Here is a 21,157-nt window from a genome sequence, read left to right on the forward strand (position 1 = left end):
CCATTCCCCATTTTCAAAGATTAACCTCTTGCAACAGCCAAAAGCCAGCAAAAGATTGTGCTTTGGGATCGGACTGTATGCCGATAAAATGTACTCCATTAGCTTTTTGCTTGGCTTCTTCAAAACCTTTAGCTTCTGCTAAAATTTGAGGTTTTTTGATATTTGCCACAATCCAGCTTTCAGTTACACCAGTTTCTAAAAGCAATCTCGCCTCCTCGCTGGTGTCAAATCTTAAGAAAGCCAACTCCAAACCAGACATCCAGCCAGCCAAGGGCAACGCTCTTGATGAGAAAATCAAAATACCAGGGATACGGGCTTCGGGTGAAACTTTCGCCAACTCTAAAGGGAAAGCTTCACCAAAGCCAATTTCCCACTCTGGCATATCAGCAAAATCCGCAGCATCTAAGGTAACAAATACCCACTGCTGTCCTTCCAAAGCATCTGGTAAACGTTGCGGCAAAGGTTTCTCCAAGCGGACTGAGGGATTTGTCCCCCCTTGATACCCTGCCTCTTGAGGATACACTTCTTCCATCCGTTGTTCTAACCATTGGTTGAGAACTAAAGTGCGGCGGCTAGGCTGGGCGGGAATGCCTATATCTTGACAGGCTTTAGTAATCATATTGTTCATTTGACGACGGAAAAAGCGGATTTTAATTGGTGCTTTTCCAGCTTGGTTAATAGCTTCCTGCAATGCCGTCCGCAACCAGCCCGAATTTACCTGGGTACTGGGACAATATTGAGCATAGCGAAACAAAGAGTCTGCTTTTGTGCCGATATCCAAAGGGCTTTCGCAGACTAAGACTTCCCAAACTTTTTTTTGATTAGCGTCCAAAATCGGACGGGAGTAAAAATCGATTTCCCAAATACTGCCCATGTTTTGCGGTAAAAATCTGGCTGTTATGTTTTCCTGATATGTTGATCATACGAGTGTTGGGGCGCATTGGGCATTGAGAATGGGGCATTGGGCATTTGTACTGAGCGACTCGTGCCGAGCATCTCGACTTACCTCGGCTTCTCTATGAGACGCACTCGCGTTCGCTTGGCACAAGTCGCTAATCTCAAAAGTCCAACAATCTAAAGATAATTGGGAGGTTTGGGAAAAGGCGTTTGAGGCAAGCGAGGCAACAACGAAGACTGAGGATCTTTGGTAGAGCGATTTTAACTGCTAGGAGTGTTGGTTCCAATTTCACCTCTATATTGATAATGACACTCACGCACTCGCTAACGTAATTCGTCATTATAGAGATTCAATTACGAATTACGTTAGCGTAGCGTAAAGCCTTCGGCATGGCTTCGCTTAGAGCGAGTCCGCGTACTCTGTAAGAGTTGCAAGCTACGCTTTTAGCGTCTCGTAGAGAGCGTCATTACGAATTACGAATTACAAAAGATCCTGGAGAGGTAGATGAATGCAACTAGAAGATTATTTTGAGTTTTTAGACCCAGATGACATCCGTATCAAAGGGCATCGCATTGGTATTGATAATCTAATTCAATATTACTTGCAAGGATATTCACCAGAGCAAATTCTAGAAGAATTACCTTCCCTGAATTTGGAGAAAATTTACGCGACGCTTACCTACTATCTGCATAATCGTGTTGAAATAGATGCTTATATGTTGCGGCTAGCAAAGTGGCGAGAACAGCGCTATCAAGAATCATCAGCTAATCCTTCACCTTTAATGCAACGTTTAAGAGCATTAAAGGCCCAATGCGAGCAGAAGTTGCTAAACTCTTGGTGAAGGTACGTTTTCTCCTTGATGAAAATTTGTCGCCCAAGCTGAAGACATCTGTTTTGCGCCTCAATCCAGCAATAGATATTCTGCGCGTAGGCGATGCCGAAGCACCGCTATTAGGTACGCTTGACCCAGATATCCTCCGCTACCTGGAATTATCCCAACGAATGTTGGTTACAGACAACCGCAAAAGTATGCCTGAACATCTGGAAGAACACTGGGGAGATGGAGGACATATTTGGGGACTAGTTTGGTTGCGTTCCAGTGGGGAACCTCAGTATTTGGGCAGAAACAATTTATTTGATTTGGGAAGCGACTGAGGCAGAAGAGTGGATTGATAGATTGGATTGGATTCCACTTTAAAAATTTGGCATTGCTGAATTGAAAGTATCCCCTCATTTACCACGGTTAATCCAAACGCCTCTGAGTCCAGCTGCTTTAGCTGCATGATAGTCTTCTACAATGCTATCGCCAATATGCCATGCCGCCTCTGGGGAACATTTATGTTTATCTAAGGCAATGGCAAAAATTTGCGGATCGGGTTTAGCTGCACGTACCTGGGTAGAAATGGTGACAGAGGTAAAAAACTCTCTCAATCCCAAACTTTGCAATACTGAGTAAATCCGAGAATCAAAATTGGACAGCACTCCCAAGCTAACTCCCAACCGCCGCCAGTTGATTAAAGCTGGTAAAACATCGGGATAAACAAACCACGGTTCGCCAGTACCAAAGTGAATGTAAAGTTCGCTAAAAAAAGCCGAAAAGTCAGAAAATTCCTTGAGAACACCTGTCCTTTCAAAAGTGTTCAGAGCAATTATCCGCCACCAATCAAACTCGCGCTGGGGAATATCTTGCAGTTCTGCATCTGGAAATATCGGCGGCGGCGCTGCTTTAAAACTTTGGATGAAGGCTGTATTTAATGTTTCGGCTGAAACTGTAACGCCAAATTCCTGGGCTATCTGACTATAAACTTCGCCCACACTACCTTTGACATCAAAGAGTGTACCCACAGCATCTAAAAAAATAACTTTCGGTTGTTCCATTAAAGTTTGAAAATTTTGAATGTTGAATTTTAGATTTTGGCTTGTTAAGAGCTTCTGTGGGTAGAGTCTAGCATCTGCTAAGTAGATTGGCACAAATAAAACAAATCATCGCAAACATCTTGGTTTTTACCAATACCCAATGCCCAAGCTTGAAAGTTATCGAGAAAGTGTTTCTATTATTGGACGGGCTAGCCAATTAAAACCAACTTTAAGCTGATGCTCTAAAGTTGGCAGCCTATATAAATAAGCAGCACGACGGGCGACGTATGCCAAAGGCCCATCTAGTTTAATTCCCAAACCAGTAAGAGTGGCGTTGTCTATTCCTAGTGCCATCATTTCTCCTAACTGTTGGTAATGGAAGGGAAGGAGGGGGCGATTAGTCAGAGTTGCCCAGATATTCCAAGCAGTATAATCAGCTTGTTGAAAAGCTGCTTGTGCGGTAGCGGGGACTTGTTGTCCTTCAGCATCATGACAGTCTGCTAAATCTCCCAAGGCAAAGATTTCTGGACGATCAAGAACTTGCAGATTGGATGTAGTGGTGATTTGACCACGCTGATTTTGCTTGAGAGGAAGAGATTTGACTACGGGCGCAACTCTAGTTCCTACAGTCCAAATTACCAAATCCACGGGAATTGTATCTAACTGGTTTTTGTAATCTAGGGAAATGCTATTTTGCTCTATTGATTCGACTTTGGTTTCTAAGTCAAGAAATACACCACGGGCATCTATTGCTTTCTTTGCTGCTTCCCGATTAAACTCTGGGGAAGTTCGCAAAATTTGGTCGGCGATTTCAACGATCCGAAAGCGTCCTCTTTCGCCTAGTCTGTCGGCTAATTTACAAGCTAACTCTACACCACAGTAGCCAGCCCCAACGATCGCTACCCGAATTTTATCAGCATCTGATTCTTCTAAAAATCGCAGGCGTTCTTCTAAACGATAGGCATCAGAGATTGTGCGGAATGTGTAGGCGTAGGCTGTGGCACCAGGTACTAAATCTAGTGGTGTCTCACCTCCTAGCGCCAGCACTAATCGGTCGTAAGGAATTTCTGGGCCTTCTTGTATATTTACCCGTTGCTGGTCGATGTCAATTCCAGACACAACACCTTGATAAAAACGCACTCCTGTCCCTTGCAAAACTTCTTCAAAGGGTGGGGCAATTTCCCAGGTTTGCAATTCGCCAGTGAGTAATTCGTAAAGAAAAGGAGAGAATAAGAAGCGATCGCTTTGATCTACCAGAACAATTTCGGGTTTTTGCGTAGATTCCCAAGGTAATTGGCTTAACCGCAGGGCTGTGTAGAGTCCACCAAAGCCTCCGCCAAGGATACAAATTCTAGAAGTTTGTTCAGTCATCTATTCTATGCTATGCAACAATCAATATTAATTAGGCAACTAACTTCAGGGTAACTGAAAGTTTCAAGATTTTAACGCCGACTGCGAAAACCCTGTTTACCATTAACTTGGTCAAAGAGTACATCGTATTTATCAAACAAGGCGATTCCAGGATTTACAAATATAGGCAGTTCTGCTTGTGGCGAGATACTCAAATTCCAGCGATTAAATCCGTCACGGGTTCCTGGTGTTAAACTGTAATCAAAAATGCCATTAATTCCTACTTTTACAGCATTTGCTGATCCTAATACTCCTGGTTTGAGTTTACCTGCTGTAGAAGCTGACTTGAATTCAGTCAAACCATTAATAGTTCCAGTATCAGCGATCGCTCTACTATTACACAAATTTTTCGCAGAACTTCCAGCAAGAGTTAAACAAACTTTACTCAGTCGAGAGTCCCATCTTTTACCTGGTACACCATTAATTTCGGGTTGTTCACTCCAAGAAGCCATTTTGAAACCTGCTTGATTCTCAGCAGTTAAACCGAGAATTAGGCTGCCATTGTTGTTACTACCACTATTGCCAACGACGATAAATCCGTTACTCAGATTGCCTGGTAATTTTCGCAACGGGTTATAGGGAAGTGATTTTTCAAAATAGTTAACACCGACAATTCCAGAAAATGGCCCACCACTATTTGCCGAACATTTAGGTTTTTGGGCAGTACACTGGCGACTAGTAACAACCTGTACGGGAACAGGTTCGGCGGTGGGAATCAAACCAAAGCGGACATTAGTATAAACTAATTCTCCTTCCAGGATAGTACCATCACTTAATACCTCCTTGATATTTTGACCTGTTTTTCGGATCGGAGAATTACCTAAAAACTCTTTGGGAACTCTTAGCCCTGCTGACCCTGTATCTAATAAAATACGTTTTGGTTGACCATTTGCGATCGCAACTTCCAAAAAATAACCGCGAACACGTTGCCCAAGGGAAGGTTTTGGATATAAAGGTAAGGATATGGTGTTAAAAGTTGACTTGCGGGGTGTATTTTGCGAGATATCGCGCAACGCTGAATTTGGGAAAAGAGCCGCAAATGCAGACTGGCGTTGTGCTGCTGGTTCAGGGGCAATATCCCAAAGGCTTTCGTAGTAGAAAAAGCCGATACCTAAACCGCGTTGTTGCACTGCTTCTACCTGGGATTGGATTTGTGGTATGGAAACTGGGCGATTTCGTAACCCCGCCATAATACCAATACCAGTTGGGATGATTTGTTGGGATTCTAAAATTTCTGGGCGGGTAATTTGAGCGATAAAACTTTCTACATCATTACGGTACACCTGCATAACCAACTCATCGACAATACCCAACCGCACCCAGTTGAGCCAATCTTGCAGTTGCATTTTATAGGCGAAATTATAGTAATTAGGAGCAACTGAAAAAATAGCATTCGGTTTTCTAGCTTTCACGGTTTGGTAAAGGTCTACCATGAAGGCAGTAATTTTATCTGCCCGCCATTTTATCCATGCTTGGGCTAAAGGATTGGGTGGAGGAGGATTGCCAGTTTCTTGAGTATATAGACTAATCGTGTACTTATCGTAACCAAAATCCCTAGGTAAACTCGTATGGTCGTCAAATTGAACGCCATCAGCATCGTATTGAGTCATAACTTCCATGACGAGTCCGCGGATAAAGTTTTGCACTTCCGGGTGAAAGGGATTCAACCACGCTACTTCACCCGCAGCACTAATTGAAGTTTGAGTCCCATCCCCTTTTTGGGTTAGCCAATCTGGATGCTGTGATGCGAGTTCCGAAGTTAAAGGAACCATGAAACCAAATTCAAACCAGGGTATTGCTAGTAACCCTTGTCTGCGGGCTTGAGTGATAATGTCTGCAATTACATCTTGTCCATCTACTCCTTTGAAGAAAAAGGGAATACCCATTTTCTGCATGATGGCGCTGGGGTATTGTGTATAACCATCATTCCAGACTACGGGATAAACAGTATTAAAGTTTAACTGCCGCAGTTGGCTCATGGCTGCTTGCACCTGTGAACGATTTCTAAAAACGCTAAAATCGTTACCACTTAGCCACACTCCCCGAATTTCCTGACGAGGTTGAGGAGGTAGTTGGGCAACGGCAGGGGCAAAGCTGTTGAGTAACAATACCAGAAAGAATGATATCAGACATAATAATGGCAGCAGACGCTTTTTCAAAAGCCACGGCGATGTTTCTTGGCTCGCTACGTGTAGCTTGCTTAGACCTAGTAGTACTTGTCTGTGTACAGGCTTAAATAGTAAGTTAGTTAGAGTTGCATTAATTTTTCTACTTTTTTCCCAAAACTTAATTATCATTACTTTTGCTTACTAAATGAGGTTAATTGGTTATATTTCATACCATATAAACGTTAAATTGCTACACCAGGAAAACTGATGCAGTAATTTAGCTGCAAGATATTTGACGCAGTTATAACGTTAGTAGTGCCAAATAAAAATGTTTCAAATGTAAGCTCTAGTCGAGATGCTGTGATGAAATTTATTGTTGTGCCATCGTCAAACCCATGAATTTCAAACCTCACCAAAACACTTTTGACGACAAACTAAGCGCAAGTATTGGGCTGGCCATTGGATTGCTGTTCATTGGAGGCGGTTTTTGGGTACGTAACATCATCGCCCACGAAAGTGCAACGCTAAACGAAACAGGCGGCACGGTGGTAGACAGCATCAGTCGTCGCGATCGCAGCAGTACGAACAATAATGATAATGAGCAAAAAGAAACCTATGCGCCAGTTATCGAGTTTCTAGCCAACGGTAAACGCACTCGCTTTACAGGCAGTTATGAGTCCTACCGCTCCAGCAACGGTCAGATGGTGGTCATACGTTACAATCCTAAACAACCGACAAGCACTGCGCGTGTGGTGAATCCGCTGGAAGGCTTAGTACCTTGGGGAATGTTTGGTATGGGTGGGTTAGCTGTGGTTTTTAGCGTGGGCACACTGTTGCCCGTACGCTGGTCTTCAGGTGGGTAACTATAGATTTGGTCAGTTAATATTGCTCAAAATGGAAATGCGCCATCGCCTTGCCGCCGACTTACTTACACAAAAGTACTGGGAGAAAAGTTGTCTTGGTAGTCATTGGACTATTTTGATTTTCGTGCTGACTTTGGCGGCGTTCGGTGTGCGCCAAAATATTTCTCACTGCGGTAACGCAACCACACCCGCAACACTTGCGGAATCTGGTCTTTTTCTTCCTTAGTCAGGGTATTGTAAAGGACTAAGGCGCGATCGCGTTCGCCCCGACAAGCAGCATTGTTGTGAGCATCCCAATAGCTGCGGGCTACTCGAATCCGCCGACAAACTTCTTTAATCAGTGCGTCTCCCGTAAGTGGAGTGTCTTGCTTGGTCATACTTAAATGCTATAAATTTCTAATGCCATCCTAGCAAGTCAGATTTATCTTGACAATTGCAAATAATCCCAATCAAATACTTCACTAATGACGGTTTTGTATTAGATTATTAAATATTATTTTTAAATGTTGTTACTCTGAGTAGGTAAGAATAAAGTTTCTTTTATATCCTGTTTTACTTCATCAGCTAATTTACTATCATTCATCAAATCTAAGATTACTAAATTTTTTTCATAATATTTCTTTAATAATTCCTTTTGATGTTCGTTCAATACTAAATCATAACCAATCAACTGTCTTATTCTATCAAGCCAGTTTTGACCATATTTTTGTCGCCATTCCTCAAATCTTACTTGTTCTGTTTTTGGATTAGGTAATTCGATTTTTAATTGTTGCAGGGCTTGCTTGAGTTCAGGCTCAATATCCACTATCAAAATTGATGCAAGGACATTAGCCGGATCAAACTTAGGGTTAAATTTAAAAGAAAGTTTAAGTCCAAGAGTATTTACACGATTGAAGCTGTCAAAAAAATTCCGAACTTTGCTATTACTATTTACAGTTGGGTCACAATTACGAACAAAGCCAAGACCAAATATACGGATGAGAGCTAGATAAAAAGCTCTAACTTCTGTATGTTTGTAGCTAGTATCAACTAAAGATGATTTCTGATGTATCCAAGATAAGAGAGTCTGTAATTTATCATCTTACGCTACTAAAGCATCAGCCTCTTTTTTCATCTGCCATAGAATTTTATATGATTCATCGACATTCATTGAACTAATAGCTTGTGAAGAGTCTACTGGCAATTATTCTAAAATTTGATTGGATTTGAGGAACTCGTCAACAGTATCCTTTATGAAATGCTTTATTAGCCAATCGCTAGCTAGGGAAAATGTCTTATCATAGTGTAAATATATTGCTCCTAACAAAGCTTCAAACATCTCGCCTAAAAGCTCTATTTGTTTATTCTCTTCTTATAAACGTTCACTTCCTTCCAACAGGCAGAAAGACTTTATCCTCAATTTTTTGGCAAAATTGTAGCACTGGCAATGCACTTGCGTTTATGCTCCGAGTGAACTGGAAGTGGATGCCGCTCCAACCCGAATCGTCCTTGGAGAGTAGAGATTGATGATTAAAGCTTTTTAAGATTGCTTTTTCTACAACACAAAATTCATGCTCTATCTTTGACATGACTCAAGACTATTTGTATCGGCTGAGGAGAAAAATTAGGAGACAGCAACGAGCAATTTTTAAGATATACCATATTTAATTTTCATTTTTAGGAACAATATTTAATTTACCTGAATTTTAGCCTTGTATATTTCCCTCCTGTCTACTGCTACCTCCTAGTTATGAGCAGCCAGCAGAAAATGTGCTAACTGCTTCGGCAAACTGCTGGTTTTGTTCCATCAATGCCATGTGTCCACCTGGTTGTAGGGTGACTCTTTCAGAGTAAGGTAATTCTGCTTTCATGCGATCGCTCGCCACAGGTTTTGTCGCTATATCTGAAGCGCCGCAAACAACCAACACAGGAACATTAATAGTTGCAAGTGTGTCTGTTTCGTCAAAGTTGAACATTGCCAGTGTGCCACGAGCCAGAACACCAGGCGAACCCAATGCTGATAATAGACCTGCAAAACTGAGTTGACCGCGTGTTTCAGTACCTGTAAATCCAGATAGTTCCACGGTGATGTACAGCGAACCATTTAAATACGAGAGCCAAGTCATTAACCAAAAAATTGGCCACAGCACGATAGTCAAGTACAACACGGGTTCGAGTAGGGGTTTTTGCAATTTACGTACCACGTTGCTAAAGATACAAGTTTTTACCGGATTGGTGTAAGTAGTATCTACAAGAATTAAGCCAGCAACTCGACTCCCCAATTGCTCTGGAAACAGACGACAGAATGTCAGGTTAATCATTCCGCCCATGCTGTGTCCCAACAAGATAACAGGTTTATCCCCTGCTATGGCGACAACAGCTTCCAAGTCACGGGCATATTTTTCTATAGAGTGATCGTTGTTTTTCGGTTTAGCGGATTTTCCTAACCCTGGTAGATCCCAAACAATTACTCGGAAGCGATCGCTTAATTGTCGTTTGGCATAATACCATACAGTACTGTTTGGCCCCCAACCGTGTGACAAGATAATTGGTTGACCATCTTCAGGGCCAAAAAACTCTACTTGCAACACGCTCCCATCTGGACGTAGCAAGCGCTGCACGGTTTTACTACGCATAAACTTGGGTTCCTCACTTCCAGGACGGCGCAGCAGTGGCAAACTGATAAAACGACCGCCAAAAGACCACAGAAACATTACTAGTCCAGCTACTAAGTAGGGCGTTCCTACAAGTTCTCGTTCATACCACTCATAGAGAATGTAGATCCCCCCACCAAGTACCCCAACGGACAGCAGTTGAAACAGCCATACAATCAGAAAATTATGAGGCATGAATATCATGAGCCTAAACCTTGGAATGCTTTGTTAACTGCTTTTAGTTTCATACCATAGTTAAAATCATCAACTTTCACTCCCAAGAATGATTTATACAGTGTTTTGGGGGTGATAAAAATGTTTAGTTGATAAACAGTGTAGATTGGCAAAAATAACTATTAATAAAAAATATTCCCTCTGCCTCCTAATTTTTATTAATTAACAACTTTTCATATCAGTAGGGGTGTGTTAGTGACAGGTGCATGATCCTACAGCATGTTAGCGCATTCGCATTAGAAATTACGAATTAATATCAAATGCTTACTACTCAGGCAAAACATTAACTGAGTCGTTACTAAAATTTTGTTCAAGATAGCGTGGATTGCTTACTCCTACGTGCAAAAGCAGTGCTGTAACTAATGCACCGATAGCTGCTACCAAGAAGGTAGTTCTATAGTCAATATTCTCCACTATCCATCAACCTAGTAGAGGAGCAAGGATGCTGGCAGGGGCAATAAGAGTATTACCAAGACCAATATAGGCTGGTCGTTGGTGTTGGTTTCCAAACTCTAAGGTCATTACCGCAGCAATATTTTGTAGAGCTATCATACCTATTCCCTCTCCTATAAATACCAAGTAAAACCAGTTGGCATTTGGTGCCAAACAAGCTAAAAGCGAACTGAATGCACAGGCGACACAACCAATTTGTAAAACCAACTTGCAACCAGTGCGATCGCCTAACCAACCCAAAACCAATCCAGCAATAGTTTGTGTAACCATCAATAGAGTAGTAATTAACCCAACAGATGCTTCTCCCATCCCATATTGATGTACGGCATAGAGTGTATAGAAGGGAAGTGGCATCAGTGCTAACTGGGAGATCATACGTGCGATCACAAAGCAACGGAAATTCTCATCGCACCGAAGAATAACACTTAGACTGTCCCAAAACTCATGTCTAGTTTCAAAGGCTGATAATGTGGTAGTTACTGGCTCTCGCGTCCTAGACATAAAAAACCAAGATAGAGCCATTGCCAAACTGGCACACAAAAAACACAAAGCAAAGTTAAATGGTTGAGCAATTTCCTTAAGCAGTAAGCCAGCGATCGCAGCACCACAAATACTCATCAGATTACCAGTTGCTGCTAGAGTACCATAAAAAATCCCAAGCTTTCTAGAGGGAACAATTTTAGCAACCATGCTGCTTTGACCAAAATAGTCGGTCAATTTTTGGATAAATTAGAGTGGTACGAAGAAGCATTGCAACGACAAAGAAAAGAAAAAGGAAACCCCTTCTAATCAAGTCAGCAATCAATTATTAGTTATAACGACTAGATTAATTAACTAAAGTTTTTTACATATCTTTGGCGATAACTTCCATAGTTTCTTTCAATACTGGAAGCCAAACGCAACCCTTAGTCACCCTTTAAGAGAAACTTGTGTGAAGCTATAAGAGAGTGAAGAATCAAACTCTCTTCTACTAATCAGTTCTAACTTGCCCTTTGTAAATATGCCTTCAATTAGCTACAATCGCACCGACAGCCAGCAGCCACAAAGCATTACCATTGAAGGTTATGTTGTCCGACCAGGATTACACATTCTCAGTTACGCGCAACTCAAGTTGCTACGAGAGCAAACACAGCATCATTCTCAGCTTGAATCTCTGGTGAGCCAAGGTGTCATTAAGTTGACTGGTTAAATGAATTCTAGTAATAAATTTATCATAGCCGTTGGTTTCGACTTCTCTGCGAGACGCACTCGCGTTCGCTCAACCAACTGAGTGGTCGAGAGTTAAGCGAACTTGTACTGAGCATCGAAGTAGTCGAAACTCGTCAATATAGGTATTTTTTTCATCAGAAATCACCTTAATAGTCGTCAACTCACTTGCAATTCATCTCATCACTTGCTTATTGGGTAAGTGATGAGATGAATTGCTGTATCAGTTAAGTTCTAAGTAGGTGAGTCTGAACGTTCTATTTGCTGACGAATGGTATTAATAGAAGCATTAATACCAGCTAGTTTTGACTCTAAATCATCTCGCATCCAAATCAAGAATTTTAATTTCCGCTCTAAGCTAGTTTTGTGCGAAATGGGTTCGCTTCCGTAACATGGATTACCCCAAAAAGGAAACATATTTTACCTCTGTATTTAGCTTTTGTAAGAGTGCAATAGATTGCACCACTACATTCTGACAAATAACAATTAGACTGGTGTATGTAACAACCGACCATTATTGTGGGTGCTTAACGAACTTTTGCTAAAAGTTGTCTCTTGAATTGGTGGAGGTATTTAACCAAACTGCCATCAACTCTTTCCACTTCTCCTCTAAGAAAAAGTTGAAGTGACGATACCATATTCAAAGGTTCTGGCAATTTGGCATTACAACTCTGTATTTTGCAGTTTAAATAAGATATCAACAGAACAACCACAAATCGCCAGTTGTTGACCCAACGCTGTAAAATAACTCAGCAGCCAATTCATAGCGTTTGGTCATCGCTTCTCTACGAGACGCTGCGCGAACGCTACAACTGGCTAGTAATTTACTAGAAAACCCATAGTAAAAGTGCGTAAGCTAGAAAGCTGTCTTAACGCGGCTGGTAAAATAAATGTGAAGTACCCGCAAATCAACATACTTGTATCAGTGTAAATACTTCTAATAATAGATGACTTGGTAAAAGGGAAAGGGATAATGCTGAAAGGCGTAATATTCTAAGACCAATTACTGAGTAGGAAATTATTTTATGAGAACCAGAAAGCTAGGCAAACAAGGGTTAGAAGTTTCAACTATCGGACTTGGTTGCATGGGAATGTCTGAGTTCTATAGCGGTCGTGATGAAACTGAGGCAATCGCTACAATTCATCGAGCATTAGAACTGGGAGTGAATTTTCTCGATACTGCTGATATGTATGGGCCGTTTACCAACGAGCAACTAGTAGGCAAAGCAATTAAAGACCGCCGAGATCGAGTAGTTTTAGCAACTAAATTTGGCAATGTCCGTACTGAAAATGGTGGTTTTAAAGGGGTTGATGGTAGACCAGAATATGTCCATCAAGCTTGCGATGCCTCGCTAAAACGTCTGGGGGTGGAAGTAATTGACCTCTATTATCAACATCGAGTAGATTCAACTGTCCCCATTGAAGATACAGTCGGGGCAATGGCAGAGTTAGTCAAACTGGGAAAAGTGCGTTATCTGGGGCTTTCGGAAGCTGCTCCGGCGACGATTCGACGGGCTGTAGCAGTTCACCCGATTACTGCACTGCAAACAGAATACTCTCTTTGGAGTCGAGAGCCAGAGGATGAAATTTTACCTACTGTGCGGGAATTAGGAATTGGGTTTGTTCCTTATAGCCCATTAGGAAGAGGATTTTTATCAGGTGCGATCGCTAGCCCTGACGATCTTGCAGCTGATGACTATCGAAGAAATTCTCCTCGCTTTCAAGGTGAGAATTTTTATAAAAACCTGCAATTAGTAGAGCAAGTCAAAGCGATCGCCAGCGAAAAAGGAGTAACTTCTAGTCAGCTTGCTTTAGCATGGCTATTCGCTCAAGGAGAAGATATTGTCCCAATACCTGGTACAAAACGCCGTACTTACTTGGAAGAGAATATTGCAGCTACCGAAATTATCCTAACTGAACAAGATTTGAATCGACTTGAAACAGTTGCACCAAAAAATGTGGCAGCTGGCGAACGCTATCCTGATATGAGTACTGTTAACCGTTGATCTATCTGAGTGCTGGAGTATTTTTGAAAATTCCCCTTTAGATGCACAAGCAGACATTACCGCAACTTAACAAAGTAATCACCCAGAATTCTCAGAGAAAATGTCAAAAGTGGCGATCGCTATTTTATCAACTACATATCTGGATACTCATTCAATCATCTGGAAACTGCCAGCACGAGATATGTTCAATATCTTTGCTGCCGCATTTACTACAGACTGCATCAATCACAGAGTCCACCCATTCATAGTTACAATTACGACAATGACAGAAAATGTTATTGCGGTTAGCCATTTCAATACCTTGATGCCACTGTTGTAGTTGAGAAGAGTCTGTCCAAGCTTCTGACATTTCATCAAACCTCGTTTATGTCATTGTCTGTATTATGAGCCTAACAAGCCCTGAAGTGAATAACTCAGTATTAATCGCCCTGACGATCGCCGTGTCTATAGCGCTATCGCCCGTCAGCATTGCTGGTACTGTCCAAGCAACCCATACTATCAAAATGTCTTCATTTAACCTCAGTTCCCAAAAATGGCAAAACCGGGTGCTGCTAATCTTTGCACCGTCTGTTGATAACCATAACTATCAGCAACAGATGCAGGTATTTAACCAACACCAAAATGGTTTTAAAGACCGAGATTTAGTTCTCGTTCAAGTTTTGGCAACAGATAAAAGCTATGCCAACGGACAGTTAATAGATGAGTCTTCTGTTGCCAATTTGCGAAATCGTTTTGGGGTTGAGCAAGAAAATTTTCGTGTCATTTTGATCGGCAAAGATGGTGGTGTTAAGCGCCAAGAAACTACACCAGTGCCAGCGACAGCAATTTTTAAGCAAATTGACGCTATGCCGATGCGTCAGCAAGAAATGCAAGAACGATAAATTGGTAAAGCAATTGGTTTTATTGTTTAACATTAATGCAAATACAGGTAATTGCCCTTTACTACAAATGCTACGCCAATCCTCAAGTGCAAACCTCTTACAGCATTAGAGTTCTACAAGTTGAGTAAACTTAAGTGCGAACCTATAAAAGTATCTGCTTTCAAACCTGAGCTTAATTCTTCAAGTAGATGAGAACACTCATTAAAAACGCATATACTGCAATTATCAAGCAATGAATTTATTAGCTCCTAGTTTTAGACCTACTAGGAGCTTTTTTTTATTATCCATCTCTAATTAAGGTAGTTCATCACAAGAAGTAATAGGGTTCATCCTCAAGGCTATCGATCATTGCTTCTGTTGGGAGATTGAATGTCAATATTTGGATTGCTATTGTGTATTTGTCACTAGAAAACGTTTATCAAATAAAAACAATGAATATTCTTGCTTGGATTGTTTTAGGTCTAATTGCTGGTGCGATCGCAAAGGCTATCTACCCTGGTCATCAAGGCGGCGGAATTTTAGCAACAATTTTATTAGGAATTGTTGGTGCTTTTATTGGTGGTAGTTTGGGTGTATTCTTCAGTACAGGAAGCTTTGCTCTAGCGGCTCCCTCTTTGAGTATTCCCGGTATTGCAGTGGCAGTTCTTGGTGCAATTGTTGCAGTCTTCTTGTGGAACGCGTTAACTAGCCGCAGTGCTTTGTAATAAATTAAATTGAATTAACTAATTTAGAACTTACGCAATTTTTATCTTACCTGTCAATGTGTAAGTTCTATTTATCAACAATTCTTGACAAAATTTGCTGCTTGTCATGCTGATAGCCTCAACATTATCAACTTGAATAATGTTGAGGCTATGATTTTATTTTGGATGCCCTATGTGTCGCGAACATTTTTTGAATTGGTATTAGAGAAGTCGTAAATCTCTGCATTACAGGCTTATAAAGTCTGTGGCAACAACAGCAACAGCGTGATAAATCGCAAATTTTATACTTGTAATCTAACTTAATTTTCTTTGGTGCATAGGCGTAGCCCATCATAGACATCGCCTGGTAGGATAATTAAAAACTTGGGTTAGCGATCGCAATCTATTAGTTATACGTGTTTTATCTCAATTAAAGTTATATTTAAGACATGCTAATAGTAGTTTACACACTACTAATATTTAAGAACTTAATACTAATGGTGTATAAATAGATTAAGCTTGCCTCTGAGCTATTTGCTATAAAATTTAATGAAGAGGTAGTTACGATTCCCAGTGTACAACTTTGACAACTGTCCACAATACTGTTGCGCGTCTCAAGCTCATGGTAATATTATCTTACTGTCAGGGAGATATTATTTATACATCAATTTGTAACCATGCTGAAACAGCTAGTTAGGTGTGCTACCTCCAAAAAACAAAAAATTATTCAACCTACCCAGGAAATCACCAAAAGCCCTAATGTGCAAAGCACAGAGCTTTTGAGAATCTGTTTATATAAGGTACTAAAGAGCTAACTAAAGCTCTTTTTTCGGAATCATCATAGCCAGCGAAAAAGGCATAAAACCCTCTTAAGATGGCAAAAAATTAGACAAGAGTAAATAGAAAAGTTTTGACACAATGTCAATAGTTTTTTGTATATGTAATATCAAAAAGCCGAATTTGTATTGTCAAGAATACATTAACATTGTGTGTTTTATTTAGATATTGATTCTCTTTGTGCTTAGTTACCTATATAGAAGTCCTATTTGATTAGTGAAAACTTAAGCTACGCTCGCTCAAATTAGGCAAACACTTAAATTTAACAAATAATTTAGGACTGCTAGATCAATCTCGATCTAGTAAAAATTCGATTATTCACAAAGTCAGTAAGAGTAACAGGAAAAACATGAATATCATAGTTCGTTTGTTTGGAGCGATCGTTCTCCAAGTATCTGCGTTGGCTGCAATGTCTAGCATGGCAATGTCTGATGACAAACCTTTTCACATCAATACCCAACAGACTCCGGCTGTTTATCCACAGAAAACACCACAAATGTCTGATGATAAGCCCTTTCGCGTCAATACCCAACAGACTCCTGCTGTTTATCCACAGAAAACAACACAGAGGATTTGCTCTTTAGATCCTATTGAAGATTTATTACCTCCACCACAAACTAAGGCAAATAATTCTTTGCTTTCTTACCTTGCTGAACAGGGTTTTACACAAAATAAAGAGGGTTCCTGGGTCTGTTATGCCAACGATCCTAAAAAAGAGGGACGTTATTTTACTTTATTTAAGGTCAAACAAGTTAATAGCAGGCTCATAGCAAGTTCTTTCCTAGATGAAGGCAGTCTGATTCAAGGGCAGGAAAATCGGAGTTTGGACTTCTTTATGATGCTGATTGAGCGTCATACGAATACTACTAAAGAGAACCGTCAGGGTATACGTAGATATCTACAAGCCTTCGTTTCCTTAGTCAAGGAAGGGAAAATCAAACCTACACGTCGTGGGTATCTTTTTGACCAACCAAACCGGGCGATAGTCTTATATCACACACTCTCATCAGGAAATCTCAAAGGTACAGGAATCACGATCAACATTTATTTAGCTAAGAGTTGAACTGGGGAATGAGGAGCAGAGCAGCAGAGGAGACAAAGGGACAAGGGGGAATTATTAAACAAGTCTCTCCCTTGTCTTTCCCCTCTTCTTCGTCTACTTTGTCTCTTCTCCATGCCCTATGCCCCATGCCCTATGCCCAATTAAATTGTTGTCGTCTAGTAGAGGTGCATCTTGTCTAAATCAATTGTTCAAAGAATTGCGATGCCGAAAGTAGTTCGCTTTGCAGCGATCGCATTTTCATCTGTTGCAGTAGTACTCACTACGTGTCAGTCTGCTTTTGCACAGCTAAATATTGGGCGCTATGGTATCCAACAAGGACTGGAGTCTGAGTATCTCCAGTATCAAATTAATAACCAGAATTTGAGCCAGATGCGAGTCATTCCTGGATGTGATGTGGGATTTGGTCTGACCTGCAATAAGACTGGATCGGTAATCCAACAATTAGTGGAGTTAAACAATGGGACTAGTTATCAAAACCTTCTGATCCGAGCAGCCGGTGGGGAGAAAAACTTCCAGAATTTTGCTAGCTTCTACAGCAATAATCCCAATCTCTCTGCGGTGCCTTACGCCTCATTTTGGAGAAACGCATCTCCCGCAATCATGGATGGATCTCAATACCTTCTTGGACAAAGTTTTGGTCGCAATCCAGTAGAAGGACTCGGACTTGTAACCAAGCAGTTCTACTGGGCACCATATTCAGGAGTCAATGACTCTGTTAGCCTCCGTAATGGATTACTAGACCTGAAATTGTCATACGGACGACTGCTGTTTGAAGAGGTTTCACAAATTTCCAACATTCAAGAGCAGATTCAGTCTCTAGGTCTGTCGCCAGAGATGACAAATTTTTATTTAGATAAAATCTCTACAGGCTTAGATGCGTTGAGTTCTGGAGATCAGAACCAACTCCAACAGAAGATTTTTGAAGTACTATCCTTTCCATACTCCGAAGAAGGTGGACAACTCGGACGCCCCAATAATGCGATTCCAGCGGAATTTAATCAGATATTAGGAGAAGATATCGCAGGAGATACTTTGCTGAGTGACAATCCACTAGCCTTGGATGGAGAAACAATAGCTTTTGATGCTTTCCCTAGTTCTGCGGGAGATGTCTTGGTACCAGACAGTTCTAATTCCTTTCCACTTTGGCCAATAATCGGCGTTGGGGGTCTTGGTTTAATTCTGCTTCTACTACTGGGTGGTGATAGTTCTTCAGCTCAACCACCTGTTTCTTCATCTCCTCAACCACCTGCACCTGTTTCTCCAGGAAATACACCTTTGTCTCTCAACAACAAAGGCGAATGCGATCTGACTCCCAGTGGTAATGGTTCCAATCACACACAGATAATTGAAATTCCATGTAGTGTGACTCCTCAAAGCCCTACGGAAGTGAAAAAGGTAATGGAGCCATCAACGATCAAAGCGCTTGTATTGCTAATTGTTCTACTATGGATAGTCCGTAATAAACACCGAACTTTAAAAATCCTTAGTTCGTAATTATATTATCAATACCTTTGCCAAAATAAGAGCCTAGAAAAATTTTGGCAAAAACGGCAAAATGACTCATACATAAGCGTTTAGCTTACAAGGTGGTTTGGAAGCTCAAACCCTTGATACTGCGGACAATACATGAAAAAATCCTTGCAGGAAACCTTGAAGGAATTTTTAGGACTTATTGTTTTTGCCAAACCTTTGAGAACAGGACGTTAATACAATCAACTCAGCCTTGTAAATTGGCGAAGGTATTGATTACATAAGGGGATTTAGCAAAAAGTTGGAGCGCTAGTTTCCAATAAGCTTGAGTTAGCGTTAAAAACCTTAAACTGGTAGGTTGGGTTGAGCTTTCGCGTTACCCAACATCAATCGGAGTGTTGGGTTTCGTTCCTCAACCCAACCTACAAATTTTTTTGCAACAATTTAGCCTTGCCACGCCAGTAGGGTAGCACAGCTAGCTCTGCTACCCTACCCGTGTAACTTATTCAAATAAGAATCGCTATTATTACAATTTTGTAATAGCGTTCAGTTCGGGGAGCGTCCCGTAGAGAAGGAAAGGTATCGCCTGTTAATCTGCGGCCAATTCACCACATTCCACCAATTATCCAAATACTCAGCTCGACGGTTGCGATATTTCAGGTAATAGGCATGTTCCCATAGATCGTTACCCATAATCGGATATGAACCCTCCATAATTGGGTTATCCTGATTTGCTGTGGTGACAATCTGGAGTTGCTTTTGAGGATTGCGTACTAACCAAACCCAACCACTACCGAAACGACCTGCACCCGCTGCATTAAACTGTTTTTTAAAGGCATCAAAGCTGCCAAAAGTTTGGTTAATTTCTTGAGCGATCGCTCCTGATGGTTGTCCTCCACCTTGGGGACTCATCAGTTGCCAAAAAATCGTGTGGTTGAGATGACCACCAGCGTTATTACGTACCTTTGTCCGAATATCTTCAGGTACGCTGTTCAAATTCACTAGCAAACCTTCAACACTTCTTTTTTGCAAATCTGGATACTGCTTCAATGCATCATTTAAGTTCTTGACGTAGCTAGCATGATGTGCGTCATGATGCAATTTCATCGTTTCAGCATCAATAGCTTTTCCTAGTGCCCCATAAGCATAAGGCAATGGTGGTAGCTGTGCGGGAGAAGCACTTAATGACCTATTAGGATAAGCTACAGTGGTAAACGGTCTAGTAGGTGTTGGTGAAAAAAATTGCGCCCCTACTGGTTCGTGATAAATTAGCAGAATTGTCAACACAATTGTTGTGAAGAAAAAAACTATTTTTTTTCGCCAAAATCCGATCATAAATTGTAGCCTCAAAATCAATATTATTGGCTTATAACGCGATCGTAGACTGTTAGTTTGCAGTTACATTAAGCCAAATATTATATATATTACCTTAGTTTTCAGTTAATTCAAACAAAGATAGATATAGCTGAAATTTTATTTTCTAAACCTACAATTCAAACCATGTAACCAAAAAATCTCTTTGGCTAAGAATAATAATTATCGAACAGAATAGAGGCGTCAGTCGTTAGAATACAAGAAGGGTATTCTGACCGAAAAAGCGGATGAATAATATCATGTCCGCATAATTAGTTATGATTCCCACAGTCATTGACCCCACCCCTTAATCCCCTCCCCGCTTGCGGGGTGGGGTTCTTCGGGTTTGATAAGTAATCAAGCGGACATGATATAACTGGGTTTAAGACCCCCACAAAACAAGAAAATTTGGTGGTCAACAATTCAGTGGCGGGTCTGAATCCCCCACTAAAAGATTGCTGAATTCTGAATTCTGAATTCTGAATTCTGAATTCTGTATTCTTCTTCAACAATCAAATTCTTAATTTTTATTGTGCTATGGGCGTTTATTCCGCCCGTGTGAATATCTTGTTTACACCATAATAGCTAGATTTTATTTACTATTTTAGCTGGGCTATGCTACTACAACTTTTCTATTATTTAGCTTAGTTTTTGTTTTTCATCTGTCTGTAAATAGCTGCAATGTTGCGAGCATCATCAATGCCACGATGGTGTGTGCCTTTTAATTCTATCTCCAACTCATTGAGAGCCTGCGCCATGCCAAATTTTTTAGATACGCCAAGATATTCTGAAAATTCTTCTTTGATATTTATATGTTCTGAAGTAAAAGGATAGGGAAAATCATGAAACGCACAATCTTGAATAAATTGCTTTTTGTCGTAATTACCCCAAGAACAAAAAATATAGTTGGGAAATAAATTAATCCATTCTTTAAAGCGAGAAATTGCTTCTAAAAATTTGGGTGCTTCGTCAACATCTAGCTGGCGAATGCTAGTCAATTCGGTGCAAAAACCTGTCAGTTGCGGATGTCTCACAGGTTGGATGAATTGCTGAAACTCTGAATCAATTTCCCACGTTGTTCGATTGAGCATCACTGCACCGATTTCAATAATTTCCATTTCATGACGGGGAATAGTTTTACTGTTACAGCACGTGGCTTCCAAATCGACTATCAAATAATAGTGGGATATTTTAGTATTCAT

The 21,157-nt window shown here is 40.8% G+C and carries 22 protein-coding genes; 9 read left to right on the forward strand and 13 right to left on the reverse strand.

What is annotated here, in order from left to right; translation table 11 throughout:
* Positions 1-13 precede the first annotated feature (13 nt).
* On the reverse strand, positions 14-874 hold the full coding sequence (locus HWQ58_RS23580; RefSeq protein WP_292867897.1) for a Tab2/Atab2 family RNA-binding protein: 861 nt from the start codon (positions 872-874) through the stop codon (positions 14-16).
* Positions 875-1,406: 532 nt separating this feature from the next.
* On the opposite strand from HWQ58_RS23580, the gene HWQ58_RS23585 reads away from it, so the two are divergent.
* Both HWQ58_RS23585 and HWQ58_RS23590 read left to right on the forward strand, forming a co-directional pair.
* Entirely contained in the window at positions 1,407-1,739 is a 333-nt protein-coding gene (locus tag HWQ58_RS23585; RefSeq protein ID WP_292867900.1) for a DUF433 domain-containing protein, read from the forward strand.
* Positions 1,709-2,053 carry a DUF5615 family PIN-like protein gene (locus HWQ58_RS23590; protein WP_292867903.1) on the forward strand — a complete coding sequence of 115 codons (345 nt, stop codon included), beginning with the start codon at positions 1,709-1,711 and terminating at the stop codon, positions 2,051-2,053. The genes HWQ58_RS23585 and HWQ58_RS23590 overlap by 31 nt, the downstream gene beginning before the upstream one ends.
* A gap of 75 nt (positions 2,054-2,128) precedes the next feature.
* Here HWQ58_RS23590 and HWQ58_RS23595 read toward each other — a convergent pair whose 3' ends face one another.
* From HWQ58_RS23595 to HWQ58_RS23605, 3 genes are all read right to left on the reverse strand, one after another.
* Entirely contained in the window at positions 2,129-2,776 is a 648-nt protein-coding gene (locus HWQ58_RS23595) for an HAD family hydrolase (protein WP_292867906.1), read from the reverse strand.
* Positions 2,777-2,932: 156 nt separating this feature from the next.
* On the reverse strand, positions 2,933-4,126 hold the full coding sequence (locus HWQ58_RS23600) for an NAD(P)/FAD-dependent oxidoreductase (protein WP_292867909.1): 1,194 nt from the start codon (positions 4,124-4,126) through the stop codon (positions 2,933-2,935).
* Between the two features lie 71 nt (positions 4,127-4,197).
* Positions 4,198-6,462 carry a family 10 glycosylhydrolase gene (locus HWQ58_RS23605; protein WP_292867912.1) on the reverse strand — a complete coding sequence of 755 codons (2,265 nt, stop codon included), beginning with the start codon at positions 6,460-6,462 and terminating at the stop codon, positions 4,198-4,200.
* 206 nt (positions 6,463-6,668) lie between these two features.
* On the opposite strand from HWQ58_RS23605, the gene HWQ58_RS23610 reads away from it, so the two are divergent.
* Positions 6,669-7,136, forward strand: coding sequence for a DUF3592 domain-containing protein (locus HWQ58_RS23610; protein ID WP_292867915.1), 468 nt, complete (start codon positions 6,669-6,671; stop codon positions 7,134-7,136).
* A 110-nt stretch (positions 7,137-7,246) separates the two neighbouring features.
* On the opposite strand, the gene HWQ58_RS23615 is transcribed toward HWQ58_RS23610, so the two are convergent.
* The 5 genes from HWQ58_RS23615 to HWQ58_RS23635 all read right to left on the reverse strand — a co-directional run bounded on the left by HWQ58_RS23615 (position 7,247) and on the right by HWQ58_RS23635 (position 11,146).
* Positions 7,247-7,513, reverse strand: coding sequence for a Precorrin-3B methylase (locus HWQ58_RS23615; RefSeq protein ID WP_292867918.1), 267 nt, complete (start codon positions 7,511-7,513; stop codon positions 7,247-7,249).
* A 122-nt stretch (positions 7,514-7,635) separates the two neighbouring features.
* Positions 7,636-7,941 carry a hypothetical protein gene (locus tag HWQ58_RS23620; RefSeq protein WP_292867920.1) on the reverse strand — a complete coding sequence of 102 codons (306 nt, stop codon included), beginning with the start codon at positions 7,939-7,941 and terminating at the stop codon, positions 7,636-7,638.
* A gap of 922 nt (positions 7,942-8,863) precedes the next feature.
* A complete protein-coding gene (locus HWQ58_RS23625) occupies positions 8,864-9,964 on the reverse strand; it encodes an alpha/beta hydrolase (RefSeq protein WP_292867923.1) in 1,101 nt (366 codons plus the stop codon).
* Positions 9,965-10,270: 306 nt separating this feature from the next.
* Entirely contained in the window at positions 10,271-10,417 is a 147-nt protein-coding gene (locus HWQ58_RS23630; RefSeq protein ID WP_292867926.1) for a hypothetical protein, read from the reverse strand.
* A 6-nt stretch (positions 10,418-10,423) separates the two neighbouring features.
* Positions 10,424-11,146: an MFS transporter gene (locus HWQ58_RS23635; protein WP_292867929.1), complete on the reverse strand. Its 723-nt coding sequence runs from the start codon at positions 11,144-11,146 to the stop codon at positions 10,424-10,426.
* Positions 11,147-11,456: 310 nt separating this feature from the next.
* On the opposite strand from HWQ58_RS23635, the gene HWQ58_RS23640 reads away from it, so the two are divergent.
* Positions 11,457-11,645, forward strand: coding sequence for a hypothetical protein (locus HWQ58_RS23640; RefSeq protein WP_104909283.1), 189 nt, complete (start codon positions 11,457-11,459; stop codon positions 11,643-11,645).
* Between the two features lie 251 nt (positions 11,646-11,896).
* Here the strand turns inward: HWQ58_RS23640 and HWQ58_RS23645 are convergent, their stop codons facing one another.
* Complete coding sequence (locus tag HWQ58_RS23645) at positions 11,897-12,079, reverse strand: hypothetical protein (protein WP_292867934.1); 183 nt, start codon at positions 12,077-12,079, stop codon at positions 11,897-11,899.
* A 608-nt stretch (positions 12,080-12,687) separates the two neighbouring features.
* Here HWQ58_RS23645 and HWQ58_RS23650 point away from each other — a divergent pair.
* On the forward strand, positions 12,688-13,668 hold the full coding sequence (locus tag HWQ58_RS23650; RefSeq protein ID WP_292867937.1) for an aldo/keto reductase: 981 nt from the start codon (positions 12,688-12,690) through the stop codon (positions 13,666-13,668).
* 151 nt (positions 13,669-13,819) lie between these two features.
* On the opposite strand, the gene HWQ58_RS23655 is transcribed toward HWQ58_RS23650, so the two are convergent.
* A complete protein-coding gene (locus HWQ58_RS23655; RefSeq protein WP_292867940.1) occupies positions 13,820-14,017 on the reverse strand; it encodes a hypothetical protein in 198 nt (65 codons plus the stop codon).
* A 34-nt stretch (positions 14,018-14,051) separates the two neighbouring features.
* Here HWQ58_RS23655 and HWQ58_RS23660 point away from each other — a divergent pair, with 34 nt between their 5' ends.
* The 4 genes from HWQ58_RS23660 to HWQ58_RS23675 all read left to right on the forward strand — a co-directional run bounded on the left by HWQ58_RS23660 (position 14,052) and on the right by HWQ58_RS23675 (position 18,626).
* On the forward strand, positions 14,052-14,549 hold the full coding sequence (locus HWQ58_RS23660; RefSeq protein ID WP_292867943.1) for a DUF4174 domain-containing protein: 498 nt from the start codon (positions 14,052-14,054) through the stop codon (positions 14,547-14,549).
* Positions 14,550-14,980: 431 nt separating this feature from the next.
* Positions 14,981-15,253: a GlsB/YeaQ/YmgE family stress response membrane protein gene (locus HWQ58_RS23665; RefSeq protein WP_104909288.1), complete on the forward strand. Its 273-nt coding sequence runs from the start codon at positions 14,981-14,983 to the stop codon at positions 15,251-15,253.
* Positions 15,254-16,418: 1,165 nt separating this feature from the next.
* A complete protein-coding gene (locus HWQ58_RS23670) occupies positions 16,419-17,132 on the forward strand; it encodes a hypothetical protein (protein ID WP_292867946.1) in 714 nt (237 codons plus the stop codon).
* A gap of 171 nt (positions 17,133-17,303) precedes the next feature.
* Positions 17,304-18,626, forward strand: a complete 1,323-nt coding sequence (locus tag HWQ58_RS23675) for a hypothetical protein (RefSeq protein ID WP_292867949.1) — start codon at positions 17,304-17,306, stop codon at positions 18,624-18,626.
* 522 nt (positions 18,627-19,148) lie between these two features.
* Here the strand turns inward: HWQ58_RS23675 and HWQ58_RS23680 are convergent.
* Positions 19,149-19,937, reverse strand: a complete 789-nt coding sequence (locus HWQ58_RS23680; RefSeq protein WP_292867952.1) for a superoxide dismutase — start codon at positions 19,935-19,937, stop codon at positions 19,149-19,151.
* A 662-nt stretch (positions 19,938-20,599) separates the two neighbouring features.
* Positions 20,600-21,157 (reverse strand): 3'-5' exonuclease, encoded by a 558-nt coding sequence (locus HWQ58_RS23685; RefSeq protein ID WP_292867955.1) that lies wholly within the window; start codon positions 21,155-21,157, stop codon positions 20,600-20,602.

It is taken from the genome of Nostoc sp. LPT, assembly GCF_017115165.1.
Classification (GTDB): Bacteria; Cyanobacteriota; Cyanobacteriia; order Cyanobacteriales; family Nostocaceae; genus Nostoc.